General features: G+C 38.6%; 16 protein-coding genes. 8 read left to right on the top strand and 8 right to left on the bottom strand.

The features are described from left to right. The coding region (locus tag JHD79_RS06425) for a proline dehydrogenase family protein (protein WP_199118388.1) at positions 1 to 650 on the bottom strand (650 nt) is incomplete at its 3' end. 95 nt (positions 651 to 745) lie between these two features. On the opposite strand from JHD79_RS06425, the gene JHD79_RS06420 reads away from it, so the two are divergent. The 8 genes from JHD79_RS06420 (at position 746) to JHD79_RS06385 (ending at position 8,449) form a co-directional block, all read left to right on the top strand. Further along, positions 746 to 952, top strand: a complete 207-nt coding sequence (locus JHD79_RS06420; RefSeq protein WP_199118387.1) for an RNA-binding S4 domain-containing protein — start codon at positions 746 to 748, stop codon at positions 950 to 952. Then, positions 952 to 2,010 carry a 3-dehydroquinate synthase gene (aroB, locus tag JHD79_RS06415; protein WP_199118386.1) on the top strand — a complete coding sequence of 353 codons (1,059 nt, stop codon included), beginning with the start codon at positions 952 to 954 and terminating at the stop codon, positions 2,008 to 2,010. The genes JHD79_RS06420 and aroB overlap by 1 nt, the downstream gene beginning before the upstream one ends. Before the next feature lie 4 nt (positions 2,011 to 2,014). Next, positions 2,015 to 2,935, top strand: a complete 921-nt coding sequence (locus tag JHD79_RS06410; RefSeq protein WP_199118385.1) for a sterol desaturase family protein — start codon at positions 2,015 to 2,017, stop codon at positions 2,933 to 2,935. Between the two features lie 270 nt (positions 2,936 to 3,205). Further along, positions 3,206 to 4,039: a prephenate dehydratase gene (locus JHD79_RS06405; RefSeq protein ID WP_199118384.1), complete on the top strand. Its 834-nt coding sequence runs from the start codon at positions 3,206 to 3,208 to the stop codon at positions 4,037 to 4,039. Between the two features lie 87 nt (positions 4,040 to 4,126). Then, positions 4,127 to 5,269: a chorismate mutase gene (locus JHD79_RS06400; protein WP_199118383.1), complete on the top strand. Its 1,143-nt coding sequence runs from the start codon at positions 4,127 to 4,129 to the stop codon at positions 5,267 to 5,269. A 100-nt stretch (positions 5,270 to 5,369) separates the two neighbouring features. Next, the gene (gene aroA / locus JHD79_RS06395; protein ID WP_199118382.1) at positions 5,370 to 6,635 is read left to right on the top strand and encodes a 3-phosphoshikimate 1-carboxyvinyltransferase; all 1,266 of its coding nucleotides are present in this window, start codon (positions 5,370 to 5,372) and stop codon (positions 6,633 to 6,635) included. A 96-nt stretch (positions 6,636 to 6,731) separates the two neighbouring features. Further along, complete coding sequence (aroC, locus tag JHD79_RS06390) at positions 6,732 to 7,829, top strand: chorismate synthase (protein ID WP_199118381.1); 1,098 nt, start codon at positions 6,732 to 6,734, stop codon at positions 7,827 to 7,829. 5 nt (positions 7,830 to 7,834) lie between these two features. Continuing rightward, positions 7,835 to 8,449: a DUF1684 domain-containing protein gene (locus JHD79_RS06385; RefSeq protein ID WP_199118380.1), complete on the top strand. Its 615-nt coding sequence runs from the start codon at positions 7,835 to 7,837 to the stop codon at positions 8,447 to 8,449. 38 nt (positions 8,450 to 8,487) lie between these two features. Here the strand turns inward: JHD79_RS06385 and ggt are convergent, their stop codons facing one another. The 7 genes from ggt to JHD79_RS06350 are packed head-to-tail and all read right to left on the bottom strand — an operon-like array spanning position 8,488 to position 17,112. Beyond that, positions 8,488 to 10,176, bottom strand: coding sequence for a gamma-glutamyltransferase (gene ggt, locus JHD79_RS06380; protein WP_199118379.1), 1,689 nt, complete (start codon positions 10,174 to 10,176; stop codon positions 8,488 to 8,490). A 9-nt stretch (positions 10,177 to 10,185) separates the two neighbouring features. After that, positions 10,186 to 10,851 carry a hypothetical protein gene (locus JHD79_RS06375; protein WP_199118378.1) on the bottom strand — a complete coding sequence of 222 codons (666 nt, stop codon included), beginning with the start codon at positions 10,849 to 10,851 and terminating at the stop codon, positions 10,186 to 10,188. 25 nt (positions 10,852 to 10,876) lie between these two features. After that, positions 10,877 to 12,082: a hypothetical protein gene (locus JHD79_RS06370; protein WP_199118377.1), complete on the bottom strand. Its 1,206-nt coding sequence runs from the start codon at positions 12,080 to 12,082 to the stop codon at positions 10,877 to 10,879. A 39-nt stretch (positions 12,083 to 12,121) separates the two neighbouring features. Beyond that, complete coding sequence (locus tag JHD79_RS06365; RefSeq protein ID WP_199118376.1) at positions 12,122 to 13,354, bottom strand: hypothetical protein; 1,233 nt, start codon at positions 13,352 to 13,354, stop codon at positions 12,122 to 12,124. 37 nt (positions 13,355 to 13,391) lie between these two features. Beyond that, on the bottom strand, positions 13,392 to 14,729 hold the full coding sequence (locus JHD79_RS06360) for a DUF4302 domain-containing protein (protein WP_199118375.1): 1,338 nt from the start codon (positions 14,727 to 14,729) through the stop codon (positions 13,392 to 13,394). A 12-nt stretch (positions 14,730 to 14,741) separates the two neighbouring features. Next, complete coding sequence (locus tag JHD79_RS06355) at positions 14,742 to 15,626, bottom strand: substrate import-associated zinc metallohydrolase lipoprotein (RefSeq protein WP_199118374.1); 885 nt, start codon at positions 15,624 to 15,626, stop codon at positions 14,742 to 14,744. Positions 15,627 to 15,630: 4 nt separating this feature from the next. After that, positions 15,631 to 17,112: a RagB/SusD family nutrient uptake outer membrane protein gene (locus tag JHD79_RS06350; RefSeq protein ID WP_199118373.1), complete on the bottom strand. Its 1,482-nt coding sequence runs from the start codon at positions 17,110 to 17,112 to the stop codon at positions 15,631 to 15,633. Positions 17,113 to 17,123 lie beyond the last annotated feature (11 nt).

Raw genomic sequence — 17,123 nt, 5'->3', positions numbered from 1 at the left:
GTATTATAGACTATCAACCTTTCACGGTTAAACTTGGTCATCATTTCCAGTGCCAGTAAATCAATCGTATCTTGTATCCAAGTTTCCTCCGCATCGATCATAACAGGTACTTCCCGTTCAAAAGCAACTTGACAAATCTTTTCACAGCGCTGTTTTACCCTTTCAAATTCTTCTTTTTCTTTGGCACTTAACTTCTGTTTGGCATCTAATTTTTCCAGTAGGGCAAACCTTCCAATACCAGTAACCTTAAAGACCGTAATCGGTATCCTTTCATCGCCGTCTGCCCTCTCAATTGTCCTAATAATTTCATCGCGGGTAAAGTCAAAAACATGTTCTTCCTCTTCTCCTTCAACAGAGTAATCTAAAATAGTGCCTACCTTACCAGAGTGCAGCTGCTCAATGGTATGCTCACATTCGGTTATGGTCTCCCCTCCGCAGAACTGCTTAAAAATGGTTGCTTTAATAGCTCCTTGTATGGGTAAGCCTATGTTAAGCATAAAATTGGCAATAGGTGGACCTACCTTAGTTAAAAAATTACTGCCAATCATTTTAAAAAGCCAATAGGCCTGTTTCAATTCGGCATTAGATTTACTTCGAAATGCTATTTCTGTGTTATCAAAATTGATTTTTTTTAGGGGGGAATATTCCATTAGGTGTTTTTTAATAGGTCAAATCTCTGCAAAAATATAAATAACTGCGGTTGTAAGCACCAAACACTTTTAAATAATTGTAAATTTGCGCCACAATGATAAAATTCAAATTAGAGGGAGAATTTATTCCCTTAATAGCTCTACTTAAGGCCACAGCATTAGTGCAAAGTGGAGGAGAAGCCCAAGCCGTTGTGGAAGAAGGCTTAGTCAAATACAATGGCAATGTAGACTATAGAAAACGTTTAAAGGTCCGCATAGGCGATAAAATAGATTTTATGGGTAAAATAGTTGAGGTCATTTAATGGAAGCGCTAAAAAACAATGATCATTTTATTTATTTCGAAAGCGGACTAAACCCTTTAAAAGAGATACTTGCACAAAAAAAATACAGCAAAATATTTGTATTTGCAGATTCTACGACCTCGGAATTATGCCTTCCTGTATTTAAGGATTTTTTACCAGAAATAGACCATTTCGACATTATAGAAACCGATCCCGGTGAAGAAAATAAAAATATTGATTTCTGTATTGGAATTTGGAAAACTTTATTGGATTTTGAAGCTGACAGAAAATGCTTGATGATCAATTTGGGTGGTGGTGTAATTACAGACATGGGAGGTTTTGTCGCTTCTACCTATAAAAGAGGAATTGATTTCATCAATATCCCTACTACCCTCCTATCTCAGGTCGATGCCTCGGTTGGTGGAAAAACGGGAATAGATATTGATCATGTGAAAAATATGGTAGGTACTTTTAGCCTGCCACAGGCCGTATTCATTGAGAATGCTTTTTTACAGACCCTGCCCCAAAGAGAGTTATTATCTGGCTTTGCCGAAATGATTAAACATGGCCTGATTGCCGATGCCGATTATTATTATCAGTTAAAAAATGCCGATGGCATTACGGCTAATGCCGAGGCCATTTATCACTCGGTTCAAATCAAGAACAATGTAGTGCTGGAGGATCCTTTTGAAAAAGGGTTGAGAAAAATCCTGAATTTCGGACATACCATTGGCCATGCTATAGAAGGTTATGCACTGGTTCATGATAAAATGCCGCTAACCCACGGAGAAGCTATTGCTATAGGTATGATATGCGAGGCTTATCTGTCTGCTAAATACTGTAACCTTACTCCAGATGAACTTGACGAAATCAGCAGCTATATAAAATCTGTCTATCCAAAATACCATATCCAGCCCAAAAGTTTTGAAAATCTGGTTGGCCTGATGCAAAGCGACAAGAAAAATGAAGATGGACATATTCTTTTTTCTTTGTTGGAACAAATTGGTAAATGTACTTTCAATTGTCGCGTTACCAAGGAAGATATTTTTAACAGTTTAATGTACTATAATAACTTATAAAGGAATGACGTTTACCGGAAGTGATATTTCTGTAGGCACATTATTTGGTTTTGTGATTGTGCTTACCTTGGTTGAAATGTATTTCAGCTATGTACATGGTAAAAAACTCTATACCAAAAAAGATACCTGGACCAACATTTACCTGATGTTATGCGCTATAGCAATTAACCTGAGCATGAAATTTGCCACATTTTTCCTGCTTGACTATTGCTATCAATTCAGATGGTTTCAAATACAGAACATTTGGCTATACTGGATCGTATTGGTATTGGCCCAAGATTTTTTATATTGGTTCTTGCATACTGTAGGACATTATGTGCGTTTTTTTTGGGCCATGCATGTTACCCATCATTCCTCAGAACACTTTAACCTGACCACAGGTTTTCGTTCTACGGTTTTTGAACCTTTATATCGTGTATTCTTTTATTTGCCCTTGGCATTTATGGGTTTTACGGCAATGGATATTCTATTTGCCTATCTTGTAACACAGATTTATGGAAATTTAGTACATACCCAAACCGTGGGCAAGCTACACCCTTTATTCGAATACATTTTTGTAACGCCATCACACCATCGTGTGCACCATGCCTGCAACGTTAGGTACTTGGACAAAAACATGGGCATGGTCCTCATTTTATGGGATAGATGGTTTGGTACTTTTCAGGAAGAGTTGCCCGAAGACGAAATTAAATATGGCCTTACCACCCAGCCGGAAGATACCGGAGCCGTCAATATCATTTTCCATGAATTTATTGCCTTAGGTAAGGATGTCAAAAAGGCACCTACCTTTTGGGGCAAGGTTAAATATATAATTAATCCTCCTGGATGGAGCCACGATGGCAGTACTAAAATTGCCAAATTGATGCAGCAAGAGCTTAAACAACAAGAAGCCGAAAGCAGAACGATTGGAAGTAGCTTAAAATAGGCTTTATAAAAAATACCGATATGTTATTCAGTTCAAAAACCTCAAAATTATATTCCGATAAAAATATTTTCAATTAACTATTGACAAATTAAATTTGTTGGTGTACATTTGACACCATAAAGCAAAAAATGAATTTTAACACTACATATTGGTTTGGTTACTTTTACTACTTCAGTAAGAGCCAGGACTAATATGCAGAATATAGCACGAAAAATATTTGTATATAAAAAGTCCTGGCAAAAAGCCAGGACTTTTTTTGTTTATAACCATATGAAAACAAAAACTAAAGTAGCCATACAAGGTATAAAAGCATCGTTCCACGAAGAAGCTGCATTCAAATTTTTTGGCAGGGATATCGAAACCTTAGAATGCAATTCTTTTAAGCAGACCTGTGATTTGCTAGAGAGCAATAAGGCAGACTATGTGGTCATGGCTATTGAAAACTCTATAGCTGGAAGCCTTTTGCCCAATTATACTTTAATTAGGGAATATAACTTTGCAGTTGTTGGAGAGGTTTACCTTCCTATACAATTACATCTAATGGCACTACCCGGCGTGAAGTTTGAGGATATAAAGTTTGCGACCTCCCACCCCATCGCAATTAGGCAGTGTGTAGATTTCTTTGAAGATTTCCCTCAAATACAGGTGATGGAAAGCAGTGATACTGCAGCATGTGCCAAGAAAATAAGAGATGAGCAGTTAAAAGACACAGTGGCCATTGCCAATACTTTAGCTGCAGAGCTATACGGTCTGAATATCATAGAGCGCAGAATAGAGTCCAACAAAAAGAATTTCACCCGGTTTTTAATTCTTAGAAAGGATAAAACAGAAGATCATAAAGAAATCAACAAAGCTTCTATTTGTTTTCAGGTAGGCAACCATGTAGGTGCCCTAAGCAAAGTACTACAATTATTTGCAGAACTCAATGTAAACTTGACCAAAATACAATCTATGCCGGTCCTTGGCCGTAGAAACGAATACTACTTCTATGTAGATATGGAATGGAAAGACATGGAAAATTATGATACGGCTATCAGGAAAGCTTTAAAATACACTGTAAACTTTAATATTATGGGCGAGTACCTTAAGAATGATAAAGTATAAAGTGGTTAACTGACTATTAAACAATTCAAACAAATAACCGATTTACCCAATTAAACGATTAAACAACAAAGTTAAATATCCTAAAAAATGAAACTACAATTAAACATCCAACCTTTGGACAGCTGGATCAGCGTAAAGAATGAGCCCCTATTAATTTCTGGACCATGCAGTGCAGAAACTGAAGATCAATTATTAACTACGGCACATCTGTTAGCTGCAACCGGAAAAGTGAGCGTATTAAGAGCTGGTATCTGGAAACCACGTACCCGTCCGGGAGAATTTGAGGGCATTGGCAGTATTGGCCTAGAGTGGTTGAAAAGAGCAAAAGCTGAAACTGGTTTGCCAACAGCAGTTGAAGTAGCCAATGCAAAACACGTTGAGGAAGCTTTGGCGGCTGGCGTGGATATCCTTTGGATTGGTGCACGTTCTACCGTAAACCCATTTACCGTACAGGAAATTGCAGATGCCCTAAAAGGACACGACATTCCAGTTTTGGTTAAAAACCCGGTAAATCCAGATCTACAATTATGGATCGGTGCTTTAGAGCGTATCAACAAAGCCGGAATCACTAAATTAGGTGCCATTCACCGTGGTTTTTCTTCTTTCGAAAAAAGCTCTTTCCGTAACGAGCCAATGTGGGAACTTGCCATACAGTTGAAAACCCTTTGCCCAGATTTGCCTATCATCAATGACCCTAGTCATATTTGTGGTAACCGTGAGCTGATCCCCTACATTTCACAAAAAGCACTAGATTTAGATATGCAGGGTTTAATGATCGAATCGCACCTGGATCCTTCCGTAGCTTGGACAGATGCCAAACAACAATTAACACCTGCCGCTGTTTCAGAGCTGGTAGATCGTTTAACCGTACGTGAACCCGAGTCTAATAATGAAGCATTTGTAGATCAATTGGCCGATCTACGTAAACAAATAGACAAAATTGATGATCTATTATTACAAAAATTGGGCGAACGCATGTCTATCGTAGAAAAAATTGGTGAATTTAAACGTGACAATCAGGTTACCATTCTACAGGTAAACCGTTGGGATGAGATCAGCAAAAAAGGTGCAGCATTTTCAAAAGCCTTAAAGCTGGACCTTAATTTTACCGAAAAATTTCTTGAGTTGGTACACAGTGAATCCATCCGCAAGCAAACTGAGATTATGAATGCTGGTAAAGCAGTTGAAAAAGGAATTGCTGCCGAGCAACATGCCGAAGCAAAAGCTTAACCACTATATTTTTTAGGATATACTATGTCATCCCGAGAAAATGGAGAATCTAAATAGAATCTTCCCCACTTGGGATGACATATCATAGAAAACCAAATAAATGTACAAAAATGCCATCGTCTCTTTTAAGGGAGCACAAAATATCAAAGCAGAAATAGGTTTAACCGGCTCGAAGAGCGAATGTAACAGGGCCTTAATTATCAATTCCTTAAGTAAAAACTTGGTTAAGGTAGAAAATCTTTCCAACGCTGCCGATACTGTTACCTTGCATTCAATTTTAGTAGATCTATCTGTAAACGATGCCACAAAAAACGAAGTTAAAACCGTTGATGTAGGGCCTGCGGGTACGGCCATGCGTTTTTTATCTGCTTATTTGGCAGCCAAAAATGGAAATTTTCTGCTTACGGGTACAGAACGGATGAAACAACGTCCTATTGGTATTTTGGCAGAAGCATTAAAAAAAATTGGGGCCAATATCTCTTACACTGAAAAGGAAGGTTTTCCGCCATTGGCCATAAAAGGCCCTTTACAACAAAGCTCTGCTCATATTAAAATTAAAGGAGACATTAGCAGCCAGTATATTTCAGCTTTGCTCATGTTGGCACCAACCCTTCCACAAGGCTTAGTTTTGGAAATTGAGGGCGAATTGACTTCTAAACCTTATGTAGAAATGACCTTGGCCATGTTGGCCGAATGCGGCATTTCACACACATGGAACAACAACCTGATTACCATAAAACATCAATCATTCAAGCCTTCTACATTAATTATAGAACCAGACTGGAGTGCAGCTTCTTATTGGTATAGTATTGTCGCCCTTGCGAAAAATGCCGAGATCAGCCTTCCCTACCTTAGGGAGCGAAGCTTGCAGGGAGATAGTCAAATCCAATCTATAATGGAAATATTCGGACTAAGCACCTCTAAAACAGCTCATGGAATTGCATTAAAAAAAGACCAAACCATAAAAAACACAGACAAAGTTTTAGACTTGAAAACTTGTCCAGATTTGGCGCAAACTATTGTAGTAGTAGCTGCCGCATTAGGTCTTAATATGTCTTTCACCGGTCTAGAAACCCTAAAAATCAAAGAAACTGATCGAGTTGCGGCACTACAAAATGAACTGGCCAAGATTGGGGTAAAACTTATTGAAGATCATTTTATCTATACCCTAGACTGTAGTCAACTCCACTTTCCGCAAAAAGTAACCTTTGCAACTTACGAAGATCATAGAATGGCCATGGCCTTTGCCCCATTAGCCTTACTGATTGAAGAAGTGGAAATTGAAGAATATCATGTTGTTGAAAAATCTTATCCTTATTTTTGGGAAGACTTGAAGAAAGCAGGCTTTGAAGTAGTTAATACTTAGTACACAGTATTTAGACTGCTATAGCGCTAACAATTTGTAAAACCAATTTTAACCCTCACCCAATTATTAAATATCTTACTACTATATACTCAAAAAATGGCAGGAAATTCATTCGGACAACTTTTCCGTATCACTACCTTTGGCGAATCACATGGTTTGGCCATAGGTGTAATTGTTGATGGTTGCCCAGCAGGCTTAACCATCAGCTTAGACTTTATACAAGCTGAACTGGATAAGCGAAAACCCGGACAATCAAAGATCACGACCCAACGTAAAGAGAGTGATGCCGTACAAATTCTTTCTGGAGTTTTTGAAGGAAAAAGTACAGGTACTCCCATTGCCATGCTTATTCCCAATGAAGACCAGCGCAGTAAAGATTATGGGCACAACATAGATATTTACCGTCCAAGTCATGCAGATTACGTTTATGATGCCAAATATGGCATTCGTGACCATCGTGGCGGGGGGCGTTCCTCGGCACGAGAAACTGCAGCACGAGTAGCTGCCGGGGCTATTGCCAAATTACTGTTGAAACAAGCAGGAATAGAAATTTTTGCGCATGTAACAGCAGTAGGCAAAATAAATGCCCCAAACCTGGAAAGCAACAACCTGGATGAACTACTTAAAATTAGGGAAGAAAATATGGTGCGCTGTGCCGACCCTGCCACAGCAAACGAAATGATCAATTTTATTGATCATATTCGTAAAGATGGCGATACTGTGGGCGGCAAAATAGCCTGTATTGTCAAAGGTTGTCCTGCAGGTTTAGGTGAACCTGTTTTTGATAAGCTACATGCCGATCTGGGCAAGGCGATGCTGAGCATCAATGCTGTTCACGGTTTCGAATATGGCTCTGGCTTTGACGGTACCGAACTACGCGGCTCTGAACATAACGATATCCCCTTACCAAAGGTAAATGAAGAAAATAAGTTTAAAACCATAACCAATCATGCCGGAGGTATCTTAGGAGGTATTTCAAATGGCATGGACATTACTTTTAAAGTGGGCTTTAAACCAGTGGCTACCATCATGCATAACCAACAGACCATTAATGCAGCTGGACAAGCAGCCGAAATTAAAGGTAAAGGACGTCATGATCCTTGTGTGGTACCAAGGGCGGTAGTTATTGTTGAAGCCATGACCGCCTTGGTTTTAGCCGATCAATTGTTAAGGAATAAATCAGCAAAATTATAGATATCATGCATAAATATTTATTTTCCTTAGTTTTTTTAACACAGTCAGTCGTATTTGCACAAACCTATAAGGAAAAAATTACGGAACATAGATCGGCCTACAAAGCTGATTTTATAAGCAATGAGCATTCTCCATTAAAAAAAGCTGATTTAAAAAATCTTCATTTTTATGAAGCAGATAGCAATTATCGTATTATGGCTGAGGTTATCCCCTTAAAAGATCAGCAACCTTTTAAAATGCCCACCTATGCAGGAACAACAGCAGATTATATTCGTTATGCCCAGCTTAAATTTCAGTTAAATGGTGAAACCGTACAATTAACCTTGTACAGAAATCTTGCATTGGCAGCTAATCCAATTTATAAAAACCATCTTTTTCTACCTTTTACAGACCAAACCAATGGTCAAGATACCTATGGTGGCGGCAGGTATCTTGACCTGGAAACAACAGCTATTGTAGACCACAAAATAGAAATAGATTTCAACAAAGCCTACAATCCTTACTGTGCCTATAGTGATGGGTATAGATGCCCAATTCCACCAGAAGAAAATGACCTTAGTCTTGAAATTAAGGCGGGAGAAAAAAAATATACTGGCGAAAAAAAGAAAAAAGACAAGTAAATTACCTATCTCTTTTTTATTGATCGATTTAAAATTTATTACCAACCTGCGGTGGTATCATCACCTCTAGGGTCTGCTCCACCCTGGTATCCTCTTGGGGTTACCAATACGGCATCAACTAAACCTATATAGGGACGTTCTACCAATTTGTAACCTTTTGCCTTTAAAATCGAAGTGTTCTTCTCATCAAAAGTTTTTGGTTCTATATAGACTTCATCTGGAAGCCACTGATGGTGAAATCGTTTGGCCGTAACGGCTTCCTGTATACCTTGTTTAAATTCAATAACATTAAGAATAGTTTGAAAAACAGAAGTAATGATGGTCGATCCTCCCGGTGTACCTACAACCATAAATAACTTTCCATCTTTTTCAATGATGGTTGGTGTCATCGAACTCAGCATACGTTTTCCCGGTGCAATGGCATTAGCCTCCCCTCCAACCAGTCCGTAACTATTCGGCGTACCTGGTTTTACCGAAAAATCATCCATTTCATTATTGAGCAAAAAGCCTGCTCCTTTTACAAAGACCAATGAGCCATAAGAGTTATTAAGGGTAGTGGTTACTGCTACAGCATTTCCATCTTTATCTGCAATAGAATAATGGGTGGTTTCCTCACTTTCCTTACCTGAAAATACACCTGCCTTAATTTCGCCGCTTGGAGTTGCCCTATCCCAATTCATAGAGTGCATTCTATGCTCCTGATATTTTTTTTCTAGCAACTTCTCTTGTGGCACCTTATAAAAATCTGGATCGCCTAGGTAGGTGGCCCTGTCTGCATAAACTCTTCTCTCGGCTTCCACAATCAATCTTACTGTAGAATCTTGATTGTGCCCCCATTTTGCCAATGGTTCTTTCTCTATAGCATTTAAAAGTTGCGTCAAGGCAATGCCACCACTAGATGGTGGAGGCATGGTAATCACTTTATACACTTTATACTTGCTTATAATGGGTTTACGCCATAGGGCTTTATAAGTAGCTAAATCATTTTTGCTCATGATACCATTTCCCCTATTCATTTCCTTTATGATCTGTTCTGCTACCTCTCCCTCATAAAATCCGGCCCTACCTTTATCACGGATAAGCGTCAGGGTATTGGCCAATTCTGTCTGCACCAATTTTTCTCCCTTTCTCCAATCACCTTTTGCTTTAAGAAGTGCTGCACCATCTGGATTGAACTGCCTAAACAGGCTCTTCATATCATTAAACTCTTTTGCCTGATTTGCGGTAATGACAAAACCTTTTTTTGCCAATTGAATGGCAGGTTCCAATAATGTACTCCATGGTAGTTTTCCAAATTTCTGATGGGCCTGCACCATACCGTCAACCGTACCGGGTACGCCAGCAGCCAAATGTCCCTGAACACTTTTTTTGGGAACAACATTTCCTTCTACATCTAAATACATATCCCTACTTGCGGTATTCGGAGCTTTTTCCCTATAATCTAAAGTAGTGGAATTTCCTTTGGCATCTCGATAAACCAAAAATCCGCCCCCGCCAATATTTCCAGCATTTGGATATACCACCGCTAGGGCGAATTGCACTGCAATTGCAGCATCTATGGCATTTCCCCCTTGTTTTAAAATATCTAATCCCACTCTCGATGCTTCTGGATGCGCCGAAACCACTACCCCTCTTTTAAAATAGGTATTTTTTGTTTTTTGACTAGAACAGCCAACAATCAAAAACAATAGAATTGATGTCGTGTATAATAAACTTAATTTATGCATGATATCCTCTTAATTTTTTACATTCTCGTGCGACCATCTCCATAGAATATTCCTAACAATACCTCCCATCCGATAAGAAACATCATCCTGAATTTTATGGTAGGAGCTATGGTAATACCCCACCACATGACAATACTCGTGGGCTAAATGAATGGCATATTCCTCAGAAAGGGGTTGTTTTCGATTATTTTTCAACCACCAGGAATAAGTATTGATCTTATAAACACAGGCTGCAGAAAAACCATAGCTATTGGTCGTTCCTTTAGCATGAATAATATTAAGGTCTAGTGTTACCTGTTTATCTATCAATAAGTCTTCATAAACTGTTGAGCCATGTACTATATTAGCAGCAGAATCGCATTTGTAGATCATGATATTGCCTGGTTTTTTACAGATATTCTCCTTGAACCAAGCATTTGAGCAGGGAAAATTATATTTTGAAATCGAGTCTTTGAACTCTTTGGAGGAGAAAACCTTAGACATTAAATCTAAGGCTTTCAAAGCAGTATCTCGAAATTCATCCAGTTCACTGGTATAATTCCCTAACCTAAACACTACTTTTTTTTGTTTTCCTTGAGTTTCAGGAAGAGTTTTTTTCACCTCTTCCTGAACAATATAGCTGGACATTAGCAACACCAATGCCGACAATAAGATATTTAATGATATTTTTTTCATTTACAATTTAAAATTGAACTTGGTCTTACCAATTACTCCAACTGGATTCAAACTGGCCATAAAATACTTTACTAGGATCTTCCACACAGGTAAGCTTACCCATTACCTTGCCTACATTCAGCACATTTTCGCTATAATCAATTTTAAAAGTGTGACTTTCCAAAAAGGTTCTGAGGTTTTGCGAAAAGCTTGCCGTAGTGGGTGTAGAGCCATTATTATCTTTATAAGTAAAACTCACAATACCGGTGGTGGAATTCACCCACTGCATTTCATAATAATTATATTCTATCCAATAGCTGCTTGCAGCGGTAGTTACACCTACTACTATGTTGGATCCACTTTTTCTTTGTGTACTTGGTGGATTAAAATCCAGATAGAAGTGATTATAAGATCTTCCTGCGGTATTGGTCGTCGTGATATCACTTTGTAAAATCGCATTAAATCCAGCGGTTTGGGGCATTGCTGGTGGATTAACCGCTAAAAATCTATATTTTGGTTCCGTAAGTAAAACCGTATGCAAAGCAGTAGTTTGCAAGGCTTCCAAATGCCATTTCCAAAGAATATTCCTTACAATAGACCCCACACGATTGGGCACATCCAAACCACTTGCCACCGATGGGTGGACATAGCCAACTATATGGGCATATTCATGCGCCAAATGGATAGCATACTCTTCTGAAAGCGGTAAAGTTCGGTTATTTGTTAACCAGTATGAATAAGTATTAATAGTGTTGAAACATTTCGACGCAAAACCATAGCTACTAGGTGTAGGACTTGTATTTTCGATAATTTTGACATCCAACTTCACCGTATCATCAACAAGAAAATCATCATAAACAGTGGTTCCGGCAATACTTCCACCTATACATTTATTGATTGTAAATCTACTGGGGACAATGCATGGACTGCCTGATTCTCCATTTGAGCAAGGGAAACTATACTTGGCAATAGAGTCCTGAAATTCTTTTGAAGAGATAACTGTAGAAAGGATTTGAAAAGCACTATCGGCAGTGGGCCTAAAGTTAGGCAGCACACTTGCATAGGTTTTGATTTTAAAAGCAACTTGCTTAGCACCCAGCAATTGGAATGGTGCTTCGGCCTTTCTTTGCTCGACTTCGCTTCCAGAGGATCCTAAAATGTTGTTAAATTCGGCTCTTTTACATGCAAAAATGAGCGTAAGTAAGATACAGATAGCAAATATGCCTCTTTTTTCATACTGATTTTTTTTCATGATTTAGATTTTTTTTAGTGATATGATTAGGGTTAATTATTAAAACCAATTGATCCATTTCCGCTCAAATCGCCCATAAAAAAATATCTCCGGATCTTCCACACAGATGAAATTTGCCATTACCCTTCCCGATGGCCCTTTCTGGCTGCTGTAAATCATCTTAAAAGTTTTACGCTCAAACAGCGCTCTTAAATTTTTGGAATAGTTAAGGGTCGCACTGCTTGACCCATTATTCGCGATATAGGTAAATTTAAAAGTACCCGCATTTCGGTCTAGCCAATCCATTCGGTAATAATTGTGTTCTACCCAATAGGAACCACTGGCCGTAGTCACACCAAAAACTACATTAGATCCGCTTTTCCGCTGTTCTTCCGGAGGATTAAAATCGAAATAGAAATGATTATAAGATCGATTTGCCGATTTGGCGTTAGCCAAGTCCAATTGCAGGATATCATTAAATTTTCCCGATTGTGGCATATCAGCAGGTTGAACGGCCAAGCATCTCAACCTCCAGTTGGAATTGTCCAACAGGTAACTGTGCAGTTCTTTCTTTTTAATTTCTTTCAATGACCAATCCCAAAGAATATTAGCGATAAGCGATCCTATTCCATAAGAGACATCTTCTGTTTTGGTATCTGGATGGTCGCCATGGTAATAACCTACTACGTGACAAAATTCATGTCCCAAATGGATAGCATATTCTTCGGGAAGTGTCATGGCCATATTATCAACCAACCAATGGCTATTAGAAGTAATGGTGTAGCTGCAATACGATGAACTCCCCAGCACATTGGTAGGTTCACTGGGCTGTCGGATGGTTAAGTTTAAAGCTACGTCCTTATATTTTAATAAATCTTCATATACCATTGACCCATCAACCCTACCCGTTAAGGGATTTACCTTGATCAAATTCAGTTCTTTGGCCTTAGCACATTGTGAAGGACTCTTCATCTGATTACTAGGGGCATAATGATATTTATAGATAGAATCCTTAAACTCTTTTGATGATAAAACTTTGGACAACAAGTCCATTGCAGCTTCAGCAGTAGGCTTAAAATCGGCTATCACCGAGGAAAAGCTACCTATCTTGAATTGCACCTTTCTGGTATCAGTTTCTTTAGACGGTCCTTCTTCTGGTTGCGTCGAAGGAACGATTGTTTTGTCATCATTTCCAGCTTGTACCTTAGATTTTTTACAGGAGACCATGCAGAAATAGAGCAGGAAAGTCCACGCAAATACCATTTTAGCAGCATTTAAAGAGTATTTTTTCATATTTATGGGTTTAGAGCTTTATAAGCAAGCTATTATTTTACCAATTGCTCCATGCAGTTTCAAACCTACCATAGAAAAAGATCGTAGGGTCTTCCATACAAATGAAGCTTCCCATTACCTTTCCTGCTGGAGCAGGTTCGTCACTATAATCTATTTTAAAGGTATGATTCTCAAAAAACGCCCTTAAATTCACCGAATAGGTAAGTGTAGAAGCATTAGAGCCATTATTTCCCTTATAAGAAAATTTAAAAATACCTTGGCTTTGGTTTACCCATTCCATCTTATAAGAATTATACTCTATCCAATAGCTAGAGCTTGCCGTAGTTACACCAAAAGTTACATTAGAGCCCTCTTTTATTTGGCTCGCAGGTGGATTAAAATCAAAATAAAAGTGGTTATAACTCCTATTGAGCAGCTGCGTATTGGCTATATCTTTCTGTAAGATGGCATTAAACGCGGCTGTTTGAGGCATGCCAGGCGGATCTACGGCCAAATATCGATAACCCGTTGTACCAATAAGGGTTTGCAAAGGAGGTGGCGATACTGCAACAATTGGTATTTTGTTCCCATTAATCAAGATATAAAATGCCTTCGCTACAGAATCCCAGTACACTTTCTTGAATGAAATTCCTTCATAAGTAAGTGATGTCACCAAATCCAGTCCATCTGCTGCGAAAGTAAAAGCCGCTGTAGTGGTCACTTCTATATTATTGGCATCTTTCCTGATCAGACTAAGCGTTTTGCTTACAAAGCTTAACTCCACTTTTGTTTGTGCCCCATTTTCAACGATGTGAAGTTTAGCCCTTTTAAATGCATTTGAGGCCTCATCGATAACTGTTTTGATTCCCCCACTTTTATAGAATGCTTCTTCTTCTTGCGTTGCTTTTTTCAGTACCATTATATTTTTATTTTTGACTCCTTCCAACACTACACTATCTACCGTTATGGATTTAAAATAAAATTCGTAGTCTGATTCTTTGCCCTTTCCACTACCCCCACCGCTAATGGGGTTATAGGGATGAGAAAGAATATGCAGTACGCTATAGGTATCAAAAATTAAACATGGCTCTCCTACTTGTCTGAAGATATAGGAACTATTCGCAATATTGGAAGCAGCCTCTATATTGATATCCGAAACCATATCTACTCTATTATCATTAGAAAATTTCATATAGAATAGATAGGCGCCTCCACCTTTTGGGGCAAAAACTGTTTTCCAGCCATAGGGAGAACTGGTCAGTGTTTTTTGCCGGGCAGCAATCGTGTCTGCAAGTCTTTTGTCCAAAGTGGTTTCATACCAGGTGTCGGTACCCCCTTTTTTACAAGCTACCAGTACAAGCCCGAGTAGCATACAATACAATAAAATCTTTTTCATATAGTTTTATGGCTAGTTAATTAATGCTGCTCTTGCTTCGGCTGTTTTTCTTTGGAGTGCTCTAAAATCTATGTTCCAAGCCTGTAAGAAGTAGGTTATAATGATATTTTCTTTTTCTTTAAGCCTAGTTCTTCCAATGTTTACTCCTGGAGAATCTTCCGGAATAGCATCTAACATGGCATCAAACTCTGCCTTGCTATTACTTAGCATGGTTGCCACCAATGTGGCAAAATCTTCATTTGGGCTTGTCATGCCATAGCCTGTAATAAACCCTGCTTTACGGGCGTTTGCCTGCGAAATACTCAAACCATTTGAATCATAAGAACCTGCCGATACCAACTCAAAATCGCTCGGGTACATGATATTCTGGTGAAGCATGTGTGCCAATTCATGGTGTACCGTACCTAAAATCTGGGAAATGCCTCCAGCACTTTTCAAATTGATCTGGTTGATTCCAAATATGTTCACTTTTAATCCCTGATCGGCAGAACCCAATACAATATTTCCATTAGTGGCATAGGCATAGCTTCCAATTAACACATATTGTTTAGGAATATACTTTTTGACAAAAAGAAGGCCTGCAATTTCTTCGAATGGCGCTATCCAACCCTTTTTTAAAATGTTCATTACAGGTAATACCTTATTTTCCTCTGCAGGAACCAAAACAGTGGTATATCCCATCAGGCCCGCATCCCATCTGTAAATGACTTCTATATTATAAGGCTTGGTAAAATTTTCATATAATGCGATATCGAGTGCTGTTTTCTGATACCTCACACCTCCCAATCCCTCAATTGGCGTATTTAAGTCATTATCTTTTTTTGAGCAAGAGTTGAAGGAAATCAAAGTGGTTACCACAAATGCCAGCAATAAATATTTTTTCATATTCTTTTTCATTTTTTTATCGTTTATTAGGTTCTAATCCGGCCATTACAGTAGTTGGTGGCAATTGTATTTGCCTACGTGGATCATTCGCTTCTAAAACTGTATTAAATTCCCCCGTTATTGTTTTATCTGCTACGGGATGTGCTACCCTTATGCCTTTCCTCAGTACATCAAGCCAGCGTAAACCTTCATGTAGGAACTCAATTCGCTTTAAATCCAATACTGCATTTACCACAGCTGTTTTAATATCCGAACCTGCATAATGATTGAGTACCTTTGATGATGTCAAGTCATGACTTGCGGCATTATAAGTGCCTTTTACACGTTTTGGCAACAATACATTTAGCATACTTAAAGCTTCATTTGGCCTATCTAACATTGCCAATGCTTCTGCTTTATTAAATAATACTTCTTCTGCAGTAAACAAGGGCACATATAAATAGTAGTTACCTAGGTTTGAATTAAGGGGGCTGACAAAATGCGCATACAATTTTTGTATATATATATTGTTGTCACTGTTGGCCACAGTCACATAAGCCAAATCTGCATTGACCAGATTATTGTATGATTTAAGGGTTAGAGGATATACAATACTTGTAGAAACACTGAATCTATAAGTGCTACCATAACTAAATGTCCAACCACTGATTCCTTCAGTTAGCAATAAATTAGCCTTTTCAGATGGTTTATTATAGGTTTGGGTACGTACGCTACTGCCCATTAGGGCATAAGCATTCCAGTCTCTCAGATAATCTACCGTACTGTTATTAGGAAAAGCTTGATCGGCATATTGTATAACCTTGGCATAGTCCTTTTTAAATAGGTAATAACGTGTAGCGAATGCGGCAGCGGCTCTCTTGGTAAAATGGAAAGCTGGTTTTTTATAAACATCGTCACTAATGAGCGGCATTCCTTCCAACAGGTCTTTTTCTATCTGCTGATAAACATAGGCTACCGTTTTACGTTCATATTGCTTGTGTACTACATTTTCAGGTTCTAATACATAAGGGATTCCTGGATCTGAATTTGAACTGGCAGCATCATAAGGCTTGGCCCACAATGTAACCAACATAAAATGGGCATAAGCCCTAGCCACTAAGGCCTCGCCCATCTGTGCACGATAGATTGAAGGATTTGACGCCTCAGAGATGGCCTTAAGTGCTTGATTGGCCACAGCAATAGCCTTATAACAATGGTTCCAATAATTAATAGGCCAATCAACTCCCGTGGCTTCTACATCTTCCCATTTATAGGCCTGCAAATTGGACAATATTGGAGGTACATGGATATTTTCGACCATGTTGTCTGACATTGCTTCACAAAATGGCATATAGTTAGCCTTGGGATAGGCATTGACCAATAGTTCTGAAACTGCTTCGGGCTTATCTAAAACTGCCCTCTGGTCAGGTACGGTAGACAAATATTTTTCACACGATTGAAAGATGAATACTGTGGCTACCAACAGCATTAACTTTATTACTTTATATTTTACAATCATTATATATATAA

This window comes from Pedobacter sp. ASV28, assembly GCF_016428855.1.
GTDB lineage: Bacteria > Bacteroidota > Bacteroidia > Sphingobacteriales > Sphingobacteriaceae > Pedobacter.
This window is presented reverse-complemented; position numbering and strand designations above follow the sequence as displayed.

Coding starts and splice junctions, on each gene's coding strand:
- JHD79_RS06410 (WP_199118385.1), top strand. CDS start 2,015: ATGACGTTTACCGGAAGTGATATTTCTGTAGGCACATTATTTGGTTTT.
- JHD79_RS06420 (WP_199118387.1), top strand. CDS start 746: ATGATAAAATTCAAATTAGAGGGAGAATTTATTCCCTTAATAGCTCTA.
- aroA (WP_199118382.1), top strand. CDS start 5,370: ATGTACAAAAATGCCATCGTCTCTTTTAAGGGAGCACAAAATATCAAA.
- JHD79_RS06365 (WP_199118376.1), bottom strand. CDS start 13,354: ATGAAAAAATACTCTTTAAATGCTGCTAAAATGGTATTTGCGTGGACT.
- aroC (WP_199118381.1), top strand. CDS start 6,732: ATGGCAGGAAATTCATTCGGACAACTTTTCCGTATCACTACCTTTGGC.
- JHD79_RS06350 (WP_199118373.1), bottom strand. CDS start 17,112: ATGATTGTAAAATATAAAGTAATAAAGTTAATGCTGTTGGTAGCCACA.
- JHD79_RS06385 (WP_199118380.1), top strand. CDS start 7,835: ATGCATAAATATTTATTTTCCTTAGTTTTTTTAACACAGTCAGTCGTA.
- JHD79_RS06405 (WP_199118384.1), top strand. CDS start 3,206: ATGAAAACAAAAACTAAAGTAGCCATACAAGGTATAAAAGCATCGTTC.
- JHD79_RS06360 (WP_199118375.1), bottom strand. CDS start 14,729: ATGAAAAAGATTTTATTGTATTGTATGCTACTCGGGCTTGTACTGGTA.
- JHD79_RS06355 (WP_199118374.1), bottom strand. CDS start 15,626: ATGAAAAAGAATATGAAAAAATATTTATTGCTGGCATTTGTGGTAACC.
- aroB (WP_199118386.1), top strand. CDS start 952: ATGGAAGCGCTAAAAAACAATGATCATTTTATTTATTTCGAAAGCGGA.
- JHD79_RS06400 (WP_199118383.1), top strand. CDS start 4,127: ATGAAACTACAATTAAACATCCAACCTTTGGACAGCTGGATCAGCGTA.
- ggt (WP_199118379.1), bottom strand. CDS start 10,176: ATGCATAAATTAAGTTTATTATACACGACATCAATTCTATTGTTTTTG.
- JHD79_RS06375 (WP_199118378.1), bottom strand. CDS start 10,851: ATGAAAAAAATATCATTAAATATCTTATTGTCGGCATTGGTGTTGCTA.
- JHD79_RS06370 (WP_199118377.1), bottom strand. CDS start 12,082: ATGAAAAAAAATCAGTATGAAAAAAGAGGCATATTTGCTATCTGTATC.